Here is an 18,960-nt window from a genome sequence, read left to right as displayed (position 1 = left end):
GGCCGAAGTTGGTGGAGCGGTGGCGGGCGAACTCGTCCAGCTCGACGAAGGAGCCCTCGTCCAGGAGGAGTTCGATGCGCTCGCGGGCGGTGAGTTTGCCCTTGGCGTGCTGCTTCTCCACGGCGCGTTGCGAGCCGGCGTGGGTCGCCTGCTGGATACGCCGCTGCAGATCCGCGAGCTTGCCCGCGGTCGTACGGATGTCGATGTCGATCTCTTGGCGCTCTTCCGGCTCGGACATCGGGATCGCGGCTCCCTGCCTGCTCAAAGGGGGGACGGTTACTCACCGCAGCGTAGTGGTGGGCCCACTGTTCGGCAGTGCGGCGTTGACCACACCTAGGGTGGCTTGCATGACGTCGCGAGATGCAGCAGACCACGACCCCGACCACCCTGAGGGCGCGAGCCGCTGGTCCGACCTGGACCGGCCGCCCCTGAACGCCACCGCGCTGCGGCGCGCACTGGTGCGCGAGGGCGGCCTGTGGTCCCGGCTGGAGGTGGTGCAGCGCACCGGCTCCACCAACGGGGACCTGACCGCCCAGGCCGAGGCGGGGACGGCGCAGGAGGGCGCCGTCCTCGTGGCTGAGGAGCAGACGGCCGCGCGGGGCCGCCTGGACCGCCGGTGGACGGCGCCCGCCCGCTCCGGCCTGTTCTTCTCGGTGCTGTTGCGGCCGCGGGAGATCCCGGTCGCCCGCTGGGGCTGGCTGCCGCTGCTGACCGGGGTGGCGGTGGCGACCGGGCTGGCCCGGTCGGCCGGCGTGGACACGGCGCTGAAGTGGCCGAACGACCTGCTGGTGACGGTCGGCGGGGAGGAGCGCAAGGCCGGCGGGATCCTGGCGGAGCGGGCCGGGGACGGCGGCGTCGTCATCGGCGTCGGCATCAACGTCACCCTGCGCGCCGAGGAGCTGCCGGTGCCGCAGGCCGGGTCGCTGGCGCTGGCCGGGGCGGTGAGCACGGACCGCGACCCGCTGCTGAGGGCGGTCCTGCGCGCGCTGGAGGACTGGTACGGACGCTGGCGGGCCGCCGACGGCGACCCGGCCGCCTGCGGTCTGCAGGAGACGTACGCGGCCGGCTGCGCGACGCTGGGCCGCCGGGTGCGGGCGGAACTGCCCGGCGACCGGTCGATCGTCGGCGAGGCGGTCGCGGTGGACGGCGACGGACGCCTGGTGATCGCCACCGAAGAAGGCGTGCAGCAGCCGGTGGGCGCGGGCGACATCGTCCATCTGCGACCGGCCTGAGGTACGGCCGGGCGGCGCGAGGCGCGTTCCTGGCGGCACTGAGGGGCGCTGCTGGGGTGGGACGCGTTCCCGGTGGCCCGAGGCGCGCTGCTGGGGGCGCCTGAAGTGCGCCGTACGGTGGCGTGGGGTGCGCCCCGGCGGTGTGCGGTGCGCCGTACGGTGGCGTCAGGTGCGCCCCGGGTCCGCCCTCTGGGCGGACCGTGCTCCCGCCGCATCCGGCGGCTCCGCCTGGCGGAGTGAGCTGGCGCACACCTGCCGTAGAGTTGAGGCCGATGAAGCCGGTCGATACCTGACCGTGACAGATCGGAAGGGCAGCAGGCGTGACCGTCGACGACACGGGCTCCGGCGCGGACGCGGACGGCCGGGTGGACCCTCCGCCACCCTCGCCCTCGCATGAGCCGGGTGACTCCCACGACGCCGACTCCGGCGAGGACCCGCTCGCCCTGCGTCTGGAACAGCTCATCCTGGGCGCGGAACGGCGCTACACGCCGTTCCAGGCGGCCCGCAGCGCCGGGGTCTCGATGGAGCTGGCCTCCCGTTTCTGGCGGGCCATGGGCTTCGCCGACATCGGGCAGGCCAAGGCGCTGACCGAGGCCGACGTGCTGGCCCTGCGCCGCCTGGCCGGCCTGGTCGAGGCCGGGCTGCTCAGCGAGGCCATGGCGGTGCAGGTGGCGCGGTCCACCGGGCAGACCACCGCCCGGTTGGCCGAGTGGCAGATCGACTCCTTCCTGGAGGGGCTGACCGAGCCGCCCGAGCCGGGCATGACGCGCACCGAGGTCACGTACCCGATCGTGGAGCTGCTGCTGCCCGAGCTGGAGGAGTTCCTGGTCTACGTCTGGCGCCGCCAGCTCGCCGCCTCCGCGGGGCGGGTGGTGCAGGCCGCCGACGACGAGGAGATGGTGGACCGGCGCCTCGCCGTCGGCTTCGCCGACCTGGTCGGCTTCACCCGGCTGACCCGCCGGATGGAGGAGGAGGAACTCGGCGAACTGGTCGAGGCCTTCGAGACGACCGCCGCCGACCTGGTGGCCGCACGCGGCGGACGCCTGATCAAGACCCTCGGCGACGAGGTGCTGTACGTCGCCGACGACGCGGGCACGGCCGCCGAGATCGCCCTGCGGCTCATCGAGACCATGGCGAACGACGAGACGATGCCCGAGCTGCGGGTGGGCATGGCGTTCGGCACGGTGACCACCCGGATGGGCGATGTCTTCGGTACGACCGTGAACCTCGCCTCCCGGCTGACCTCGATAGCGCCGCGCGACGCCGTCCTGGTCGACAGCGCGTTCGCCGAGGAACTGATCCGCACGGGGGAGGCCACGGCGTCCGAGGCGGAGGCGGCGGAGGCCGCGGCCGCCGCGGAGAAGGAGGGCAAGGAGCCGCCGGTCTACCGGTTCGCCCTGCGGCCGATGTGGCAGCGCCCGGTGCGCGGCCTCGGCGTGGTCGAGCCGTGGCTGCTCAATCGGCGGGACGGCACGACGGCGTCCTGAGCGGCGCCGCGTGCGTCCCGGTGCGCTGCGGTGCGGCGCGGTGCGTCGGTGCGTCGCGGTGTGTTCCGGTGCGTTGCGGCGTGTCCTGGTCGGTCGTGGTGGTCGAGTCGGTGCCCGGCCCGCGTAGACGTCGCGCCGCGTAGATGTCACGCCGCGCAGCCGTCGGCCCGCCTCGCCGCCGGGTCGTGCCGCCGTGGTCACCCCAGGCCGACGCACAGCCCGATGATCGGCAGGCAGACGCCTCCGTTGCCGGACGGTGGCGCCGGGGGCGCGGGGGCGGCCGCGGCGGCCCCCGCGCCCGCCCCCCCCGTCGTACCGAAGACATCGCCCATCCGGGTGGTCACCGTGCCGAACGCCATGCCCACCCGCAGCTCGGGCATCGTCTCGTCGTTCGCCATGGTCTCGATGAGCCGCAGGGCGATCTCGGCGGCCGTGCGGGTGAGCGAGGTGTCGGGCAGGGCGGAGGGCGGGACGGCGCCGGCCGCGGAGGGCGAGGTCGCCGGTCCGGACGCCGTGCCCGGGACGGGCCGGGTGCCCGCCCCGCCCAGCGGAGCGGTCGCCGAGGGCACGGCGGCGCCCGCGCCGGGTCCGGCGGCGGAGGAGCCGGCCGGGAGGTCCCTCGCGCTGTGGGCGCCGGGCCGCGGCTCCGCCTGAGCGGTGTCCGGACCGCCGCCCGCGTACTCGGGTGCCAGGCGGACGAGGCTCAGGGCGGCGGCGGCCAGGGCGAGCCCGCCGGCGGTGAGGAGGACCTTGCGGGGCCGGGGCCGGCGGTGCCGTCCGCGCGTCCGGGGACCGGGCAGCGGGTGCCCGAGGGACCGGATGCGCGAGCACGCGGCGTCCCGTCGTCCGGTGTCCTGCCGGCCGGCGGCCGTGGCGTCCTCGGCTATGCCGTCCCCGGTCTGCGGGGCTCCGGTTCCGTCCGTCGTCATCGCCGTCCTCCCGACGCGCTCGCGCCCCGGTGTGCCCGGTGCGCCGTGGCGGACGCACGGTATGCGGCGGGGTGCGGGCTTCGCGGGGATCGGGCGGAATGTCACTCGAACGGGGGTGCTGGGGCTGGACAACGCGGCGTGGCGCGGCTCGGGCCGGGCCGGGCCGGTGCGCGGCCTCGCGGCCCGGGCGTCGCCCGCCGGGTCCCCACCGCTCTTTCCCGGGACGGCCGCGGCTGGGATGATCGGAGCAGCTGTCTTGTTAACTCGCGTTAACCCGGAGGGGTGTCATGAACGAGGAGCGGTTCGGGGAGTTCGTGCTGGTGCGGCGGCACGAGTACGTCGCGGAACTCGTCCTCGACCGGCCGAAGGCGATGAACGCGGTGTCCACCGACATGGCGCGCTCGATCGGCGCCGCGTGCGCCGCGCTGGCCGCCGACCGGGACGCTCGCGTGGTCGTGGTGACCTCCTCGCACGAACGGGCGTTCTGCGTCGGGGCCGACCTGAAGGAGCGCAACTCCTTCAGCGACGCCGACCTGATGAAGCAGCGGCCGGTCGCGCGGGGGGCCTACACGGGCGTGCTGGAGCTGCCGATGCCGACGATCGCCGCGGTGCACGGTTTCGCGCTCGGCGGGGGCTTCGAGCTGGCCCTGTCCTGCGACCTGATCGTGGCCGACGCCACGGCCGTGGTGGGGCTGCCGGAGGTCTCCGTGGGCGTCATCCCCGGCGGTGGCGGTACGCAGCTGCTGCCGCGCCGCGTGGGTGCCGCGCGGGCGGCCGAGCTGATCTTCACGGCGCGGCGGGTGGAGGCGGCCGAGGCGCACGCGCTGGGGCTGGTGGACCGGCTGGTGGAGGAGGGCCGGGACCGGGAGGAGGCGCTGGAGCTGGCCGCCCGGATGGCGGCGAACTCCCCGGTCGGGCTGCGGGCGGCCAAGCGCGCCCTGCGGCTCGGGCACGGCCTGGACCTGCGGGCCGGCCTGGAGGTCGAGGACGCGGCGTGGCGCACCACGGCGTTCTCCGCCGACCGGGCGGAGGGCGTGGCCGCGTTCAACGAAAAGCGTGCCCCGCGCTGGCCGGGCGAGTGACCGTCCCGCGCGCAGGGCGGCCGGGCGGCGAAGCGCCCCGGCCCCCTGACAGGCGTCTCCATGGTTCGGTTTGCCTGAAATATACCTAGCCTGGGGTAATGGGCGAGAACAGGCGGCTGGCCGCCGTCGTGGCGTTGGCGCAGGGGATGGCCGCGGCGCACACGCCGCGCGAGTCGTGGCGGGCGGCGGCCCTCGGGGTGTGCCGGGCGCTGGAGGGCAGCTTCGCCGCGCTGTCGGTGTGGGAGCGCGAGCGCGGACGGCTGCGGGTGCTGGTGAACGTGGGGGACCGGGCGCCCGAGGAGGAGGAGTTCCCCGAGGACGAGGCCTACCCGGTGCACCAGTTCCCGGAGATCACCGAGTTCCTGCACGAGCGGTGGGCCGCCGGGGGCGAGCCGGACGCCTGGGTGGAGACGGCCGAGGGGCCGGCCGCCGGGCAGCCCGGCTACTGCCATCAGCGGGTCGCGGCGCTGCGCCGCCGCGGCCGCGGCTGCTGCGTGGTCGCGCCGATCGTGCAGCACGGCCGGGCCTGGGGCGAGCTGTACGTCGCCCGCCGGGCCGGCGCGCCGGTCTTCGACCGCTCCGACGCCGACTTCGCCACGGTGCTCGCGGCCGTCGTGGCCGCCGGGCTCGCGCAGACCGAGCGGCTGGAGGAGGCCCGCAGGCTGGCGTTCACCGACGCGCTCACCGGGCTCGCCAACCGCCGCGCCGTGGACGTACGGCTGGACGAGGCCATCGAGCGGCACCGCGCCGACGGCGTCGTCGTCAGCCTCGTCGTCTGCGACCTCAACGGGCTCAAGCGGGTGAACGACACCCTCGGCCACGCGGTCGGCGACCGGCTCCTGGAGCGGTTCGGGTCCGTGCTGTCGCTGTGCGGCGCGATGGTGCCCGGCGCCCTGGTGGCGCGGCTGGGCGGGGACGAGTTCTGCCTGCTGGCCGTCGGTCCGCCCGCCGACGAGGTGGTCAAGGCGGCCGACGAGCTGTGCCGGCGCGCCGCCGAGCTGGAGCTGGGCGAGGGCGTGGCCTGCGGGGTCGCCTCGACCGAGGACGTGATCGGGCCGGTACGGTCGGCGCGCCGGCTGTTCCGGCTCGCCGACGCCGCCCAGTACCGGGCGAAGGCGCTGCGCGCCGACCGTCCGGTGGTCGCCGGCCGGGAGGGTCCCGACGACCCGGTGGTGCGCCTGGCCGACGAGCCGTCCCCGCCGGCCGAGGGCCCGGCGGAGCGGCGCCGCTTCCGCGGCCGGCATCCGTGACGGGCGACGTCCGGCGGTGGCGGGCGAACTCCGGCACGGGGCCGATGGCCGGGGCCCGGCACGAGGGCGAGGTCCGGCACGGGCGGCGGCGGAAGCGAGGGAAGGGTCACTCCGCGACCCCACTGGTGACATTTGAGCATTCACTGCGTACGCTCCTGAATATGGATATGCACACTGTGGTGGTGGGGACGTCCGGTGTCACGGCGTCCGACGTCCTCGCCGTGGCGCGCGGCGGCGCGCGGGTCGAACTCTCCGAGGAGGCGGTGGCGGCCCTCGCGGCGGCCCGGGAGATCGTGGACGCGCTGGCGGCCAAGCCCGACCCCGTCTACGGCGTCAGCACCGGCTTCGGCGCCCTGGCGACCCGGCACATCAGCCAGGACCTGCGCACCCAGCTGCAGCGCAACATCGTCCGCTCGCACGCCGCCGGCATGGGCCCGCGGGTCGAGCGGGAGGTCGTGCGGGCCCTGATGTTCCTGCGCCTGAAGACCGTCTGCTCCGGGCACACCGGCGTCCGCCCCGAGGTCGCGCAGACCATGGCCGACGTCCTCAACGCGGGCATCACCCCGGTCGTCCACGAGTACGGCTCCCTCGGCTGCTCCGGCGACCTCGCCCCGCTGTCGCACTGCGCCCTGACGCTCATGGGCGAGGGCGAGGCGGAGGGCCCCGACGGCACCGTGCGCCCCGCCGCCGAACTGCTGGCCGAGCACGGCATCCAGCCCGTCGAGCTGCGCGAGAAGGAGGGCCTGGCCCTGCTCAACGGCACCGACGGCATGCTCGGCATGCTGATCATGGCCCTCGCCGACCTCGACACCCTCTACAAGTCCGCCGACATCACCGCCGCCCTGTCCCTGGAGGCGCTGCTCGGCACGGACAAGGTGCTCGCCCCCGAGCTGCACGCCATCCGCCCGCACCCGGGCCAGGCGGACTCCGCCGCCAACATGCTGGCCGTACTGAAGGGTTCCGGCCTGACCGGGCATCACCAGGACGACGCGCCCCGCGTGCAGGACGCCTACTCGGTGCGCTGCGCCCCGCAGGTCGCCGGCGCCGGCCGGGACACCCTCGCCCACGCGCGGCTCGTCGCCGAGCGGGAGCTGGCCTCCGCGGTGGACAACCCCGTCGTCCTGCCCGACGGACGCGTGGAGTCCAACGGCAACTTCCACGGCGCCCCCGTCGCCTACGTCCTGGACTTCCTCGCCATCGCCGCCGCCGACCTCGGCTCCATCGCCGAGCGCCGCACCGACCGGCTGCTCGACAAGAACCGCAGCCACGGCCTGCCGCCGTTCCTCGCCGACGACGCCGGCGTGGACTCCGGTCTGATGATCGCCCAGTACACGCAGGCCGCGCTGGTCAGCGAGTTGAAGCGGCTGGCCGTACCCGCCTCGGCGGACTCCATCCCGTCCTCCGCCATGCAGGAGGACCACGTCTCCATGGGCTGGTCGGCGGCGCGCAAGCTGCGCACGGCCGTCGGCAACCTGGCCCGCGTGATCGCCGTCGAGCTGTACGCCGCCACGCGCGCCGTCGAACTGCGCGAGGGCCTGACCCCGGCCCCGGCGACCCGGGCCGTCATCGACGCCGTCCGCGCGGCGGGCGTCGGCGGACCCGGCCCGGACCGGTTCCTGGCGCCGGACCTCGCCGCGGCCGAGGCGTTCGTGCGCGAGGGGCGGCTCGTCGCCGCCGCCGAGAGCGTGACCGGCCCGCTGCGCTGACCCGGACACCGCTGACGGTGGACCCCGCCCGGGCACGGGCGGGGTCCAGGCGTTCTCAGAACCCGAGCCGCTCCCGCCGCACCGAGTACACGACGAAGCCCGCCCCGAGCGCGAGGAAGACGGTGCCGCCGACGACGTAGGGCGTGGTGTCGATGGATCCGGTGTCGGCCAGTTCGGTGCCGTCCGCCGAGGAGGCGGCCGTCCGGGTCGTCGCGGCCACCCGCGTCACTCCGGAGCCGGAGCCGGAGCCGGAGTCGGTGGCGGAGGCGGGGCGCTGCTGCTCCTGGACCTGTGCCGTCGACTGCGCCGCGGCCACCGTTCTGGCCGGCGCGTCGTCCGTCGCGTTCGCGGAGGGGACGAACCACAGGGCGCCCAGCAAGGTGCCCGCGGCGGTGGCGGTCAGCAACGTACGGCGAGCGGATGACACGGAATATCGATCCCCTTGTGGCGCTGGCGAATTGGCCGTGTGGGGCGATCGTAGTGAACGTCACGGGTCACAGGAAAGTCACGGGAGGTTTGAACCGTCCGGAGCGCTCCTGCGTCCACAGTGACCGAGGGGCGCGAGCCGTCGGGCGCGAGGGCGGGCCCGGTTCGCCGTCGGGGAGGCCGGGCGAGGATGATGGCGATCGGCGCGCGCACCGCCCGGCTCCGGCCGGCCCCGCCCGTCCGGCGCGCCGGACGTGGCGAGGCACACATCCAGGCGGCCTGGGGAACGGGACGAAACGGTCGTAGCGTTGATGGTTCGCAACGAGGGCGTTCGGGGATCTCGGGTATTCGGCAACGATGGAGAAGCGTGTGATGACGAACAGTAGGCGGCGCAGGGCCCTGATGGCCTCGTCCGCACTGCTCGGCGGTGTACTGGTGCTCTCGGCCTGTTCCGGCGGCAGCGACGCCGGCGGCAAGGACGGCGACAGCACGGCCAAGGCGGACAAGGCCGCCGCCCAGGAGACGTCCGACGCCCAGATAAAGATCACGCCGGCGGACGGCTCCGACAATGCCTCCATCAACAACTCCGCCGCGGTCACTGTGACCAAGGGCACACTGACGAACGTCACCATGACCACGTCCGACGGCAAGGCCGTCAGCGGGCAGATATCCGCCGACAAGACCAGCTGGAAGCCCAGCGTCCAGCTGGAGCGGGCCACCACCTACAAGGTCGCCGCGACCGCCACCGACGCCAAGGGCCGCGCCGCCCACGAGAACGCGTCCTTCACCACGGTCGCCCCGGCGCACAGCTTCATCGGCAGCTTCACCCCGGACAACAACACCACCGTCGGCGTGGGCATGCCGGTGTCGATCAACTTCGACAAGGCCATCACCAACAAGGCGGCCGTCCAGAAGGGCATCACCGTCACCTCCTCCAGCGGGCAGGAGGTCGTCGGCCACTGGTTCGGCGCCAACCGCCTGGACTTCCGGCCCGAGCAGTACTGGAAGGAGGGCTCCACCGTCACGCTGAAGCTGGCCCTCGACGGCGTCCAGGGCGCCCCGGGCGTCTACGGCGTCCAGCAGAAGACGGTCACCTTCCACATCGGCCGCAACCAGGTCTCCTACGTCGACGCCAAGACCAAGCAGATGAAGGTCACGCAGGACGGCCGGACCATCAAGACCATCCCGATCTCCGCCGGCTCTCCCGACCACACCACCTACGAGGGCCAGATGGTCATCTCGGAGAAGTTCGAGCAGACCCGGATGAACGGCGCGACGGTCGGCTTCACCGACTCCGACGGCAAGGGCGAGTACGACATCAAGGACGTGCCGCACGCCATGCGCCTGACCACGTCCGGCACCTTCATCCACGGCAACTACTGGGGCGCGCCGTCCGTCTTCGGCAACGTCAACACCAGCCACGGCTGCGTGGGCCTGCGGGACGCCAAGGGGGCGGGCGACCCGAGCACGCCGGCCGCGTGGTTCTACAACCACTCGATGATCGGTGACGTGGTGGTCGTGGAGAACACCGGCGACAAGACCGTCCAGCCCGACAACGGCCTCAACGGCTGGAACATGAGCTGGGCGCAGTGGAAGGCCGGCTCCGCGATCTGATCCGGTCCATGCGCTGACCTGACCCCTTGTCAGTGAGGCGCTGTGGGATCGCAGTTGCGCCGGTGTCGCCCCGTCAGGGGCGGCACCGGCGTTCTCATGCTTCTCTTATGACGGGCTTATCCCTTCATCACGGGGCGTCCCTACGGTGCGGCGCATGTTCTTCACCTACCTCAGACGCGAGTTGCGCCGCCGCAGAAAAGCCGCGCTCGTCGTCGCCTCCGGCCTCGCGCTGGGCATCGCCCTGGTCATCGTCGTCACCTCCGTGTCCGACGGCATGGGCAAGGCGCAGGACAAGGTCCTGCAGTCGCTGTACGGGCTCGGCACGGACATGACCGTCACCAAGGCGGCCACGCCCACGTCCGGCGCCTCGCAGCGGCCCCGCTTCCAGTTCGACGCACGCGGCGACGGGGACGACTCCACGCAGAGCAGCGACCGCGTCCGGGTGCAGGGCTTCACCACCCTGTCCGCCGCCACCGTCACCGAGGTCGCCGGGCAGAAGGGCGTCTCGGCCGCGGCCGGCGGGCTCAGCCTGAGCGTGGTGAAGGTCAGCGGCCAGTTCACCCGCGGCGAGTTCCGGCAGAGCGGCGGCAGCGGGCAGCAGGGCGGCCGGCCCGGCGCCATGCCCACGCCGCAGGGCCGCGTCGAGGGCGGTGGCGCGAACTTCGACGTCAACCAGTACACCGTCTACGGCACCGACGTCACCAAGCCCACGCTCGGCCCGCTGACCTCCTCGAAGATCACCAGCGGCCGTGCCTTCAAGACCACCGAGACCGACGCGAAGGTCGCCGTCGCCGACTCCGCCTACGCCAAGGAGAAGAAGCTCAAGGTCGGCGGCACGGTCACGATCAAGAGCGTGAAGTACCAGGTGATCGGCATCGCGACCGCCGACAGCGGGGACGCGGCGGCCAACCTGTACATCCCGCTGCGGCAGGCGCAGACGCTCAGCGACAACAAGGACAAGGTCACCACGATCTACGTCAAGGCGAGCGACTCCCAGCAGATCGACTCCGTCAAGAGCGCCATCGCCAAGAACGTCTCGGGCACCACGGTCACCACCTCCGCGGACCTGGCCAAGACCGTCTCGGGCTCGCTGTCCACCGCCTCCGGCCTGGCCACGAGCGTCGGCAAGTGGCTGTCGATCGCGGTGCTCGTGGCCGCGTTCCTGGTCGCCGGGCTGCTGACCTCCTCGGCGGTCTCCCGACGGGTGCGCGAGTTCGGCACCCTCAAGGCGCTCGGCTGGACCTCGGGCCGGGTGACCCGGCAGGTGGTCGGCGAGGCGGTCGTCAACGGACTGGTCGGCGGCGTCCTCGGCATCGTGCTCGGCCTGGCGGGCGCGTACGCCGTCACCGCGATCAGCCCCACCCTGAAGGCCCAGCTCGGCGGCACCGGCGGGGGGACGGGCGGCGGCTTCGGCGGCGGGGGCGGTGGCTTCGGCGGCCCCGGCCGGCAGGCCGCGAAGTCCCTCGAGGTCGCGCTGACCGCGCCGGTCGGCCTCACCACCGTCGTCGTGGCGGTCGCCCTGGCCGTGGCCGGCGGGCTGATCGCGGGCGCGTTCGGCGGCTGGCGGGCGTCCCGGCTGCGGCCGGCGGACGCACTGCGCCGCGTCGAATAGCGCCGTTCCGCGCGGCGCCGCTTCTCCGGCGCCGCGCGCGCGGACCGCCGGACGGCGGCCCACCCCCCTTACGCACCCCAGGAGTTGCCCCACCATGTACGAACTCACAGGCGTCACCAAGCGCTACACCCGCGGCAAGGAGGCCGTGCACGCCCTCGACGGCGTGGACCTGACCATCGGCGACGGCGACCGGCTGGTCATCCAGGGCCCCACCGGCGGCGGCAAGTCCACGCTGCTGCAGATGCTCGGCGGCCTGGACCGGCCCACCTCCGGCGAGGTCGTGCTCGACGGCGTCGACCTGGCGAAGCTGCCCGAGGCCCGGCTCACCCGGGTGCGCAGCGAGAACATCGGCTTCGTCTTCCAGTCCTTCAACCTGATCCCGACGCTCACCGCGCAGGAGAACGTCGAGACCGCCCTCGTCCCGCTCGGCATCAAGGCCGCCGAACGCCGCGAACGCGCCGCTCAGGCCCTGATGTCCGTCGGACTCGGTGAACGCCTCGGCCACCTGCCCGGCGAGATGTCCGGCGGCCAGCAGCAGCGTGTGGCCATCGCCCGCGCCGTGGTCAAGCGCCCCAAGGTGCTGCTCGCCGACGAACCCACCGGCAACCTCGACGAGTCGACCCGCGACGAGATCATGGACGTACTGGAACGCCTGTGGAAGGAGCAGGGGCTGACGTTCGTCATGGTCACCCACGACTCCACGCTCGCCCGCAAGGCCCCCCGCCTGGCGACTCTGCGCAAGGGCCGGATCACGGTGAAGGAGAACGCGGGCGCGTGACCCGGAGGGCGCGGGCCTGCGGCTTTCGGCCGGATGCGGGCGCGGGGGCGCGGCCGTCAGGGGGTGGGCGGCGCGCCCGCCCGGGTCGCGTCCGTGCCCCAGCTCGCCAGCAGCCGCAGCGCTTCCGCCGAGGGCGAGCCGGGCTCGGCGTGGTAGACGACCAGGGACTGGTCGGTGTCGTCGGTGAGCTTGAGGGACTCGTACATCAGCGCCAGGTCGCCGACCAGCGGATGGCGCAGCCGCTTGACGCCGTGGCTCTTCTCCTTGACGTCTTGACGTCGTGCGCGGCCCACAGGCGCCGGAACTCCTCGCTCTTGACGGAGAGTTCACCCACCAGGGCGGACAGCCGGGGGTCCTCCGAATAGCAGCCGGCCTCCATGCGCAGGGCGCACACGATGTCGATCGCCTTCTGCTCCCACTCGATGAACAGGTCGCGGTACTCGGGCTTGAGGAAGACCATCCGCGCCCAGTTGCGCTCCGGTGCCGGCATCTGTGCCCAGTCGCCGAAGACGGCGGCGGCCATCCGGTTCCAGGCCAGCACCTCGGAGCGCCGTCCGACGACGTACGCAGGGACGCCGTCCATCGTGTCCAGCAGCTGCCGCAGCGAGGAGCGCACCTGCTGGGTGCGCGCGGCCTGCTTCTTCTTGTGCTTGGGCTTGGCCAGGTGGATCAGGTGGGCGTGCTCGGCGTCGGTGAGGCGCAGCGCGCGGGCGATGGAGTCCAGGACCTCCGGGGAGACGTTGCGCCCGTTGCCCTGTTCCAGACGGGTGTAGTACGCCACCGACACCCCGGCCAGCTGGGCCAGCTCCTCGCGGCGCAGCCCCGGCACCCGGCGCTGCCGCCCGTAGTGCGCGAGCCCCACGTCCTCCGGCTGCAGGCGGGCCCGCCGGGTGCGCAGGAACTCGCTCAGCTCGGCACGCCGATCCAGCCCGGCACCGCTCTCCGGCACGGCACCGCTCTCCGGCGCGGCGCCCGCGGACTGCGGCGCCGGGTCCGCGGCGGGCTCGGTCGCGGTGCGGCGCTGTTCGTGGGGCTGTGCGTCCATACCTCCAGTATCCGGGCTCCCGCGCCGGGCAGCCTGACCTCGCCAGTGGTAGGCACAGCGGACGTACGCAAAGGCGTGACCTGGGTGGATGCCCGGCGGTGGGGCATGCTGGAGTGCATGCCCGGTCGAAAGGTGACCGGGCGTGCACCAACTGATTGGGAGCATCCCCGCATGACCACAGTCGCCGCTTACGCCGCCCCCGCCGCCAAGGCGCCGCTGGAGCGCACCACCATCGAGCGCCGTGCGGTGGGCGAGTTCGATGTGCTGATCGACATCAAGTACGCGGGCATCTGCCACTCCGACATCCACCAGGTCCGCGAGGGCTGGGGCGAGGCGATCTTCCCGATGGTCCCCGGCCACGAGATCGCGGGCGTCGTCTCCGAGGTCGGCTCCGGTGTGACGAAGTTCAAGGTCGGCGACCGGGTGGGCGTCGGCTGCATGGTGGACTCCTGCCGCACGTGCGAGAACTGCCTCCGGGGTGAGGAGCAGTACTGCCTGGAGGGCAACGTCCCCACCTACAACGGCATCGGCAAGGACGGCGAGCCCACCTACGGCGGCTACTCCGAGAAGGTCGTCGTCGACGAGAACTTCGTCGTCCGTATCCCGGACGGCCTGTCGCTGGACGTGGCCGCGCCGCTGCTGTGCGCGGGCATCACGACGTACTCCCCGCTGCGGCACTGGAACGCCGGCCCCGGCAAGAAGGTCGCGATCGTCGGCCTCGGTGGCCTCGGCCACATGGGCGTCAAGCTGGCGCACGCGATGGGCGCGGAGGTGACGGTCCTCTCGCAGTCCCTGCGCAAGAAGGACGACGGCCTGAAGCTGGGCGCCGACCACTACTACGCCACCAGCGACCCGAAGACCTTCGAGGAGCTGGCCGGCACCTTCGACCTGATCGTCTCCACCGTCTCGGCGCCGATGGACTTCGGCGCGCTGCTGTCGCTGCTGAAGGTGGACGGCGCGCTGGTCAACGTGGGCGCCCCCGAGGAGCCCATCTCCCTCAACCTGTTCTCGGTGATCGGCGGCCGCAAGACCCTCGCCGGTTCCATGATCGGCGGCATCGCCCAGACCCAGGAGATGCTGGACTTCTGCGCGGAGCACGGCATCGGCGCCGAGATCGAGCTGATCCGCGCCGACCAGATCAACGAGGCGTACGAGCGGGTCCTGGCCAGCGACGTCCGCTACCGCTTCGTGATCGACACCGCGACGATCTGAGACACCGCGGCGCTGAGACATTCCAGACCTGAGGCATCTCGGACCTGAGACATCCCAGGGCTGAGACACCTCAGCGGTGGCCGGGCCCGTGGGCCCGGCCGTCCGGTCCGGCCCGTGGGGCACGTCACCGCAGCGACGTGCCCCACGGGCCGCACGCGTCCTAGGGCAGCTTGACGTACGGGGACAGGAAGGCCCGTGCGCCGGGGGTGTCGAGGCGGTAGGTGACGTTCGTGGCGTAGCACGGGGTGTCGCCGGTGATCGTGGTCGCGGCGAGGACGGTGCGCCCTGCGACGACCGCGAAGTTCGGGCCGCCCGAGTCGCCGTAGCAGGCACCGCCGTTGCCCTGGGGCGCCGTCATGCCCAGCCGGATCCAGGCGTTGTTGAGGGCGTTGAAGGTCACGGGCGCCTTCATGCGGACACCGCCGCCGGGGTGGGTCTGCCCGCCGGGTCCGTTCACGGCTTCCTGGGTGCCGTACCCGGCGACGAACCATTCGGCGGAGTCGAGTCCCTGGGGGCCGAGCGCGTCGAACTGGCCGGCGGTCGGGAGCGTCGCCGGGGTGAACGACCAGCGCGCCTTCATCCGCTGCGCGGGCAGTTCGATCACCGCGATGTCGTGCGGGTCGGAGGAGGGGCCGGGGTAGGCGGGGTCGGTGTGGGCGGTGCCCTGCACGCCGACGGCCGCCGCCTGCGCGGCCGGATCGCCGGGGTACCGAGTGGCGGCGGCGTCGAGCCCGGCCTGGACGTCCTGGTCGAGGGAGACGTAGAACCGCACGTCGGCCGGCCAGTCCGTGGTGCAGTGGCCGGCGGTCAGGAAGGTGTCGTCGTCGATCATGGTGCCCGAGCAGACCCAGTCGGCGCGGTCCGGGGTCGCCGGATCGCCGTCGTCGTCCCAGGTGGCGATGAGGGCGCCGACCTCGGTGCGCTCCGGCGCGGGCGTCGCGTTGTAGGAGTTGATCGCGGACGAGGGCAGCGCGGTGGCGAGCACGGCGGCACAGGCGGCCGCTGTGACGGCCGTGATGCGGGCCAGGGTGGTGGCGCGTCGATCGGTCAAGAGAAGAAGACCCTTCGGGTGGAGGGACGGGTGTTCTCCTGCGGGGGGCGAGCAGCGCTCAGTGAAGCGCGTGCCGCGGGTCGCGACAAGAGGGCGGACCGCACACCGGAGGGACCGCGCACCGGAGGGACCGCACACCGGGGCGGACCGGCGCCGGACCGGCCCGCCCCCGCGCGGAACACCTCGGCCGGTCCGCACGGGGGCCGTACGGGGTCCCGGTCCGGGCGGGCGCATCGGCGGGCGAGGGAACGCCGGCCCGCACGGACGCATCGGCCCGCGTGGCGCATCGGCTCGCGTGGCGCATCGGCGCGCGCGAGACCTCGGCCGGCAGGGGCACGCCAGCCCGCACGGACGCATCGGCCTCCCCGCGGGCACTTCCGTCCGCGCGGACCTGCTGTCCGGCGGCCGGGGTCAGTGCGGCAGGGTCGCCGGGCTGCCGCCGTTGGCCTCGTAGCCCGCGACCGCCAGGGCGCGGTAGACCGCGAACTCGGCCGCCGGGTCCGGGGAGAGGGTCCAGGGCAGCGCGCCCACGTGGCCGTCGATGTGGACGAGCTGCTGCATGGCCTCCGCCCAGCGCTCGGAGCGGACCAGGAAGAAGACCAGCAGGTGGCGTACGTGGGCGAGCATCGGGTCGTCGGGGCGGGCCGAGTGCACCGCGTGCAGGGCGCCGTGGATCGCCTTGGTGACCACCTCGCTCTGGTAGAAGCCGCGGACGAGGTTCACCTCGGGCAGGTGCTCGAAGACCGCGAACAGCGGCATCGCCGCCAGCAACGAGCCGCGCGGGGCGCGGGCCGCCGCCGCCTCGGCGAACCGTGTCGCCAGCTCCCGCGAGCCGTGCCACTTCTCGCACCAGTAGTGCAGGGCCGCCAGGTGCGCGCCCATGTGGGCCGGGGCGCGGTCGAGGATCTTCAGCCACAGCTGCTCGAACTCGCCCTGGGAGTACCCCAGCCCGCGCGCCACCGCCAGCTCGACGATGTACGGCACCGGGTCGCCGGGCGCCAGCAGCGCCGCCTGGCCGCAGCTCTCCCTGGCCTCCTCCATGATGATCCGGAACTCGTCCGTCCCCGGCGTCGCCGTCCGCCACGCCTGCTGGACCAGGAACTCCGCGTGCACCGCCGCGCCGCCCGGGTCCTTGGGCGCCTCGGCCCGCCACACCCGCAACCACTGGCCACCGGGAGTCTCGTGGACCCCGCCCGGCCGCTGCTGCAGCTCCAGCGCCGCCGCGCCCGCGAAGGCCTGCACGCGCTGCCAGCGCAGCTCGCCCTCGGTCTCCGTGCCCGCCAGGAGCTGGGCGGCCGCCCGGTAGTCCTGTGTGCGCTGCACCAGGTCCAGCACGTCCAGCAGGTCCTGGTCGGGGCCGGGCATGCGGACGTCCAGCTCCTCCTCGCGCACGAACCCGTAGTCCGCCGGGTCCGCGGCGTCCGGGTGCCCCGGCGGCACCTGCTCGATGACGCCCCGCCCACGCCTGAGGAACGGAAGCAGCACCACGCCCAGCATGGCCACAGCCGCCAGGACCCACAGAATCTCCATGCCTCAAGCGAACCAGACGGCGCCGACACTTGGCCAACCTGCCCGCCACGCCTGTGGAAACCCGCCCCGCTCGAACCGCCACGCCTGTGGAAACCGCCCGGCCCGCCCGGCGCACCTGTGGAAAACCGTCCGCCCGCCGGCACCGGACCGGCCGGCCCGCGCCGTGACCGACCCGCCCGGCCGTGCCGTACGGCGGCCGTCCGCGCCGCCGCACCGCACCGGGCCGCTCGGCGCACTACCCTCGGCCCCATGAGCGACAGGCACATCAGTCAGCACTTCGAGACCCTCGCGATCCACGCGGGCAACACCGCCGATCCCCTCACCGGCGCGGTCGTCCCGCCGATCTACCAGGTCTCGACCTACAAGCAGGACGGCGTGGGCGGACTGCGCGGCGGCTACGAGTACAGCCGCAGCGCCAACCCGACCAGGACCGCCCTGGAAGAGAACCTCGCCGCCCTGGAGGGCGGTCGCCGGGGCCTCGCGTTCGCGTCCGGACTGGCGGCCGAGGACTGCCTGTTGCGCACGCTGCTCGGCCCGGGCGACCACGTGGTCATCCCGAACGACGCCTACGGCGGCACCTTCCGGCTGTTCTCCCGGGTCGTCTCCCGCTGGGGCGTGGAGTGGTCGGTGGCCGACACCAGCGACCCGGCCGCCGTACGGGCCGCCCTCACCCCGCGGACGAAGGCCGTGTGGGTGGAGACCCCCTCCAACCCGCTGCTCGGCATCACCGACATCGCCGCCGTCGCCCAGGTCGCCCGGGACGCGGGCGCCAAGCTCGTCGTCGACAACACCTTCGCCACGCCCTACCTGCAGCAGCCGCTCGCGCTCGGCGCGGACGTGGTCGTGCACTCGCTGACCAAGTACATGGGCGGCCACTCGGACGTGGTCGGCGGCGCGCTGATCGTGAACGACGACGCGCTGGGCGAGGAGCTGGCCTACCACCAGAACGCCATGGGCGCCGTCGCCGGGCCGTTCGACTCCTGGCTGGTGCTGCGCGGCACGAAGACCCTCGCGGTGCGCATGGAGCGGCACAGCGAGAACGCCACCAAGGTCGCCGACATGCTCTCCCGGCACCCGCGCGTCACGCGCGTGCTGTATCCCGGGCTGCCCGACCACCCCGGGCACGAGATCGCCGCCAAGCAGATGAGGGCGTTCGGCGGCATGGTCTCCTTCCGGGTGGAGGGCGGCGAGGAGGCGGCCGTCGAGGTCTGCAACCGGGCCAAGGTGTTCACCCTCGGTGAGTCCCTGGGCGGGGTGGAGTCCCTGATCGAGCACCCCGGGCGCATGACGCACGCCTCCGCGGCCGGCTCCCCGCTGGAGGTCCCCGGCGACCTGGTGCGCCTGTCCGTCGGCATCGAGAACGTCGACGACCTGCTGGAGGACCTGCAGCAGGCCCTGGCCTAGGGTCTGTCCGGCCGGCGGGGCGCGCGCTCACCAGCCGCTCACGGGTGGAGTCGTCTGCGACGGCGGCTCCACCCAGGGCCGTACGGTCAGCGCCCAGACGGTGAAGGCGAGCGCCGCGGCGAGCAGCAGCAGCCACAGCGTGCGCCGGGCCAGCGTGCGGCGGCGCAGCATGCGGGTACCGCGGCGCACCGCGTCGGCGTACAGCTCCGCCGGTACCTGCGGCGGGGCCTGCTCCAGGATCCGCCGCGCGGCGCTCTCCCGCTCCACCCGGTTCACGGCCCCCTCCTGCCGCTCGTCCGCGCCTCGCCGCTCGTCCGCCTGCTGCCGTTCGTCCGCGCCCTGCCGCTCGTCCGCCCCCAGCCGTGCGTCCGTGACCTGCTGTTCGTCCGCCCGCTGCCGTACGTCTGCGCCCGGCCACACGTCTGCGCCCGGTCGTTCGCCCGCGCCCTGCCGTCCGCCCGCCGGGCCGCTTCGTCGCCGGTGCGCCTCAAGTGCGAGAACCTGCAGCGCACGGGGTCGTTCAAGCTACGCGGCGCCTACGTCCGCATCGCCGGGCTGCTGCCCGAGGAGCGGGCCGCCGGCGTGGTCGCGGCGAGCGCGGG

General features: G+C 73.7%; 16 protein-coding genes and 2 pseudogenes. 11 read left to right on the top strand and 7 right to left on the bottom strand.

Annotated elements, in window-relative coordinates; all coding sequences use genetic code 11:
* On the bottom strand, positions 1 to 238 hold a 238-nt coding region (locus GV126_RS14905; protein WP_272910331.1), incomplete at its 3' end, for a carboxyl transferase domain-containing protein.
* Positions 239 to 347: 109 nt separating this feature from the next.
* Here GV126_RS14905 and GV126_RS14900 point away from each other — a divergent pair.
* The gene (locus GV126_RS14900; RefSeq protein ID WP_159666645.1) at positions 348 to 1,232 is read left to right on the top strand and encodes a biotin--[acetyl-CoA-carboxylase] ligase; all 885 of its coding nucleotides are present in this window, start codon (positions 348 to 350) and stop codon (positions 1,230 to 1,232) included.
* Between the two features lie 320 nt (positions 1,233 to 1,552).
* Complete coding sequence (locus GV126_RS14895) at positions 1,553 to 2,719, top strand: adenylate/guanylate cyclase domain-containing protein (RefSeq protein WP_159666642.1); 1,167 nt, start codon at positions 1,553 to 1,555, stop codon at positions 2,717 to 2,719.
* Positions 2,720 to 2,991: 272 nt separating this feature from the next.
* On the opposite strand, the pseudogene GV126_RS14890 reads toward GV126_RS14895, so the two are convergent.
* Positions 2,992 to 3,153: pseudogene (locus GV126_RS14890) on the bottom strand (adenylate/guanylate cyclase domain-containing protein); the annotation flags it as partial.
* 782 nt (positions 3,154 to 3,935) lie between these two features.
* Here GV126_RS14890 and GV126_RS14885 point away from each other — a divergent pair.
* The 3 genes from GV126_RS14885 to hutH all read left to right on the top strand — a co-directional run bounded on the left by GV126_RS14885 (position 3,936) and on the right by hutH (position 7,686).
* Positions 3,936 to 4,730, top strand: a complete 795-nt coding sequence (locus GV126_RS14885) for an enoyl-CoA hydratase/isomerase family protein (RefSeq protein WP_159666639.1) — start codon at positions 3,936 to 3,938, stop codon at positions 4,728 to 4,730.
* A 98-nt stretch (positions 4,731 to 4,828) separates the two neighbouring features.
* The gene (locus tag GV126_RS14880) at positions 4,829 to 5,980 is read left to right on the top strand and encodes a GGDEF domain-containing protein (protein WP_028420583.1); all 1,152 of its coding nucleotides are present in this window, start codon (positions 4,829 to 4,831) and stop codon (positions 5,978 to 5,980) included.
* Positions 5,981 to 6,147: 167 nt separating this feature from the next.
* Entirely contained in the window at positions 6,148 to 7,686 is a 1,539-nt protein-coding gene (gene hutH, locus GV126_RS14875; RefSeq protein ID WP_159673708.1) for a histidine ammonia-lyase, read from the top strand.
* A 55-nt stretch (positions 7,687 to 7,741) separates the two neighbouring features.
* On the opposite strand, the gene GV126_RS14870 is transcribed toward hutH, so the two are convergent.
* On the bottom strand, positions 7,742 to 8,113 hold the full coding sequence (locus tag GV126_RS14870; RefSeq protein WP_236569996.1) for an LPXTG cell wall anchor domain-containing protein: 372 nt from the start codon (positions 8,111 to 8,113) through the stop codon (positions 7,742 to 7,744).
* A 371-nt stretch (positions 8,114 to 8,484) separates the two neighbouring features.
* Here GV126_RS14870 and GV126_RS14865 point away from each other — a divergent pair, with 371 nt between their 5' ends.
* The 3 genes from GV126_RS14865 (at position 8,485) to GV126_RS14855 (ending at position 12,116) form a co-directional block, all read left to right on the top strand.
* Complete coding sequence (locus tag GV126_RS14865; RefSeq protein ID WP_236569995.1) at positions 8,485 to 9,726, top strand: L,D-transpeptidase; 1,242 nt, start codon at positions 8,485 to 8,487, stop codon at positions 9,724 to 9,726.
* Positions 9,727 to 9,880: 154 nt separating this feature from the next.
* Positions 9,881 to 11,338 (top strand): ABC transporter permease, encoded by a 1,458-nt coding sequence (locus GV126_RS14860; RefSeq protein ID WP_159666634.1) that lies wholly within the window; start codon positions 9,881 to 9,883, stop codon positions 11,336 to 11,338.
* A 94-nt stretch (positions 11,339 to 11,432) separates the two neighbouring features.
* The gene (locus GV126_RS14855; protein ID WP_159666631.1) at positions 11,433 to 12,116 is read left to right on the top strand and encodes an ABC transporter ATP-binding protein; all 684 of its coding nucleotides are present in this window, start codon (positions 11,433 to 11,435) and stop codon (positions 12,114 to 12,116) included.
* 56 nt (positions 12,117 to 12,172) lie between these two features.
* Here GV126_RS14855 and GV126_RS14850 read toward each other — a convergent pair.
* Positions 12,173 to 13,161, bottom strand: a pseudogene (locus GV126_RS14850) (helix-turn-helix transcriptional regulator).
* 171 nt (positions 13,162 to 13,332) lie between these two features.
* Here GV126_RS14850 and GV126_RS14845 point away from each other — a divergent pair.
* Positions 13,333 to 14,373, top strand: coding sequence for an NAD(P)-dependent alcohol dehydrogenase (locus GV126_RS14845; RefSeq protein WP_159666628.1), 1,041 nt, complete (start codon positions 13,333 to 13,335; stop codon positions 14,371 to 14,373).
* A 160-nt stretch (positions 14,374 to 14,533) separates the two neighbouring features.
* On the opposite strand, the gene GV126_RS14840 is transcribed toward GV126_RS14845, so the two are convergent.
* Both GV126_RS14840 and GV126_RS14835 read right to left on the bottom strand, forming a co-directional pair.
* Positions 14,534 to 15,424: a trypsin-like serine protease gene (locus tag GV126_RS14840; RefSeq protein ID WP_236569994.1), complete on the bottom strand. Its 891-nt coding sequence runs from the start codon at positions 15,422 to 15,424 to the stop codon at positions 14,534 to 14,536.
* Between the two features lie 411 nt (positions 15,425 to 15,835).
* The gene (locus GV126_RS14835) at positions 15,836 to 16,954 is read right to left on the bottom strand and encodes a hypothetical protein (protein ID WP_028420574.1); all 1,119 of its coding nucleotides are present in this window, start codon (positions 16,952 to 16,954) and stop codon (positions 15,836 to 15,838) included.
* Positions 16,955 to 17,203: 249 nt separating this feature from the next.
* Between GV126_RS14835 and GV126_RS14830 the strand changes: the two genes are divergently transcribed.
* The gene (locus GV126_RS14830) at positions 17,204 to 18,358 is read left to right on the top strand and encodes a cystathionine gamma-synthase (protein ID WP_159666625.1); all 1,155 of its coding nucleotides are present in this window, start codon (positions 17,204 to 17,206) and stop codon (positions 18,356 to 18,358) included.
* Between the two features lie 27 nt (positions 18,359 to 18,385).
* Here GV126_RS14830 and GV126_RS14825 read toward each other — a convergent pair whose 3' ends face one another.
* A complete protein-coding gene (locus GV126_RS14825; protein ID WP_028420572.1) occupies positions 18,386 to 18,634 on the bottom strand; it encodes a hypothetical protein in 249 nt (82 codons plus the stop codon).
* 171 nt (positions 18,635 to 18,805) lie between these two features.
* Here GV126_RS14825 and GV126_RS14820 point away from each other — a divergent pair.
* On the top strand, positions 18,806 to 18,960 hold a 155-nt coding region (locus GV126_RS14820; RefSeq protein ID WP_236570257.1), incomplete at its 3' end, for a pyridoxal-phosphate dependent enzyme.

The sequence above is a fragment of the Streptomyces mexicanus genome (genome assembly GCF_902506575.1).
Taxonomy (GTDB): domain Bacteria; phylum Actinomycetota; class Actinomycetes; order Streptomycetales; family Streptomycetaceae; genus Streptomyces; species Streptomyces mexicanus.
The sequence above is the reverse complement of the archived record's forward strand: the minus strand, read 5'-3'. Positions and strand labels throughout refer to the sequence as shown.

Excerpts from the sequence above, each read along its gene's own strand:
- GV126_RS14900 (WP_159666645.1), top strand. The coding sequence starts at position 348 with ATGACGTCGCGAGATGCAGCAGACCACGACCCCGACCACCCTGAGGGC.
- GV126_RS14885 (WP_159666639.1), top strand. The coding sequence starts at position 3,936 with ATGAACGAGGAGCGGTTCGGGGAGTTCGTGCTGGTGCGGCGGCACGAG.
- GV126_RS14880 (WP_028420583.1), top strand. The coding sequence starts at position 4,829 with ATGGGCGAGAACAGGCGGCTGGCCGCCGTCGTGGCGTTGGCGCAGGGG.
- hutH (WP_159673708.1), top strand. The coding sequence starts at position 6,148 with ATGCACACTGTGGTGGTGGGGACGTCCGGTGTCACGGCGTCCGACGTC.
- GV126_RS14865 (WP_236569995.1), top strand. The coding sequence starts at position 8,485 with ATGACGAACAGTAGGCGGCGCAGGGCCCTGATGGCCTCGTCCGCACTG.
- GV126_RS14860 (WP_159666634.1), top strand. The coding sequence starts at position 9,881 with ATGTTCTTCACCTACCTCAGACGCGAGTTGCGCCGCCGCAGAAAAGCC.
- GV126_RS14855 (WP_159666631.1), top strand. The coding sequence starts at position 11,433 with ATGTACGAACTCACAGGCGTCACCAAGCGCTACACCCGCGGCAAGGAG.
- GV126_RS14845 (WP_159666628.1), top strand. The coding sequence starts at position 13,333 with ATGACCACAGTCGCCGCTTACGCCGCCCCCGCCGCCAAGGCGCCGCTG.
- GV126_RS14835 (WP_028420574.1), bottom strand. The coding sequence starts at position 16,954 with ATGGAGATTCTGTGGGTCCTGGCGGCTGTGGCCATGCTGGGCGTGGTG.
- GV126_RS14830 (WP_159666625.1), top strand. The coding sequence starts at position 17,204 with ATGAGCGACAGGCACATCAGTCAGCACTTCGAGACCCTCGCGATCCAC.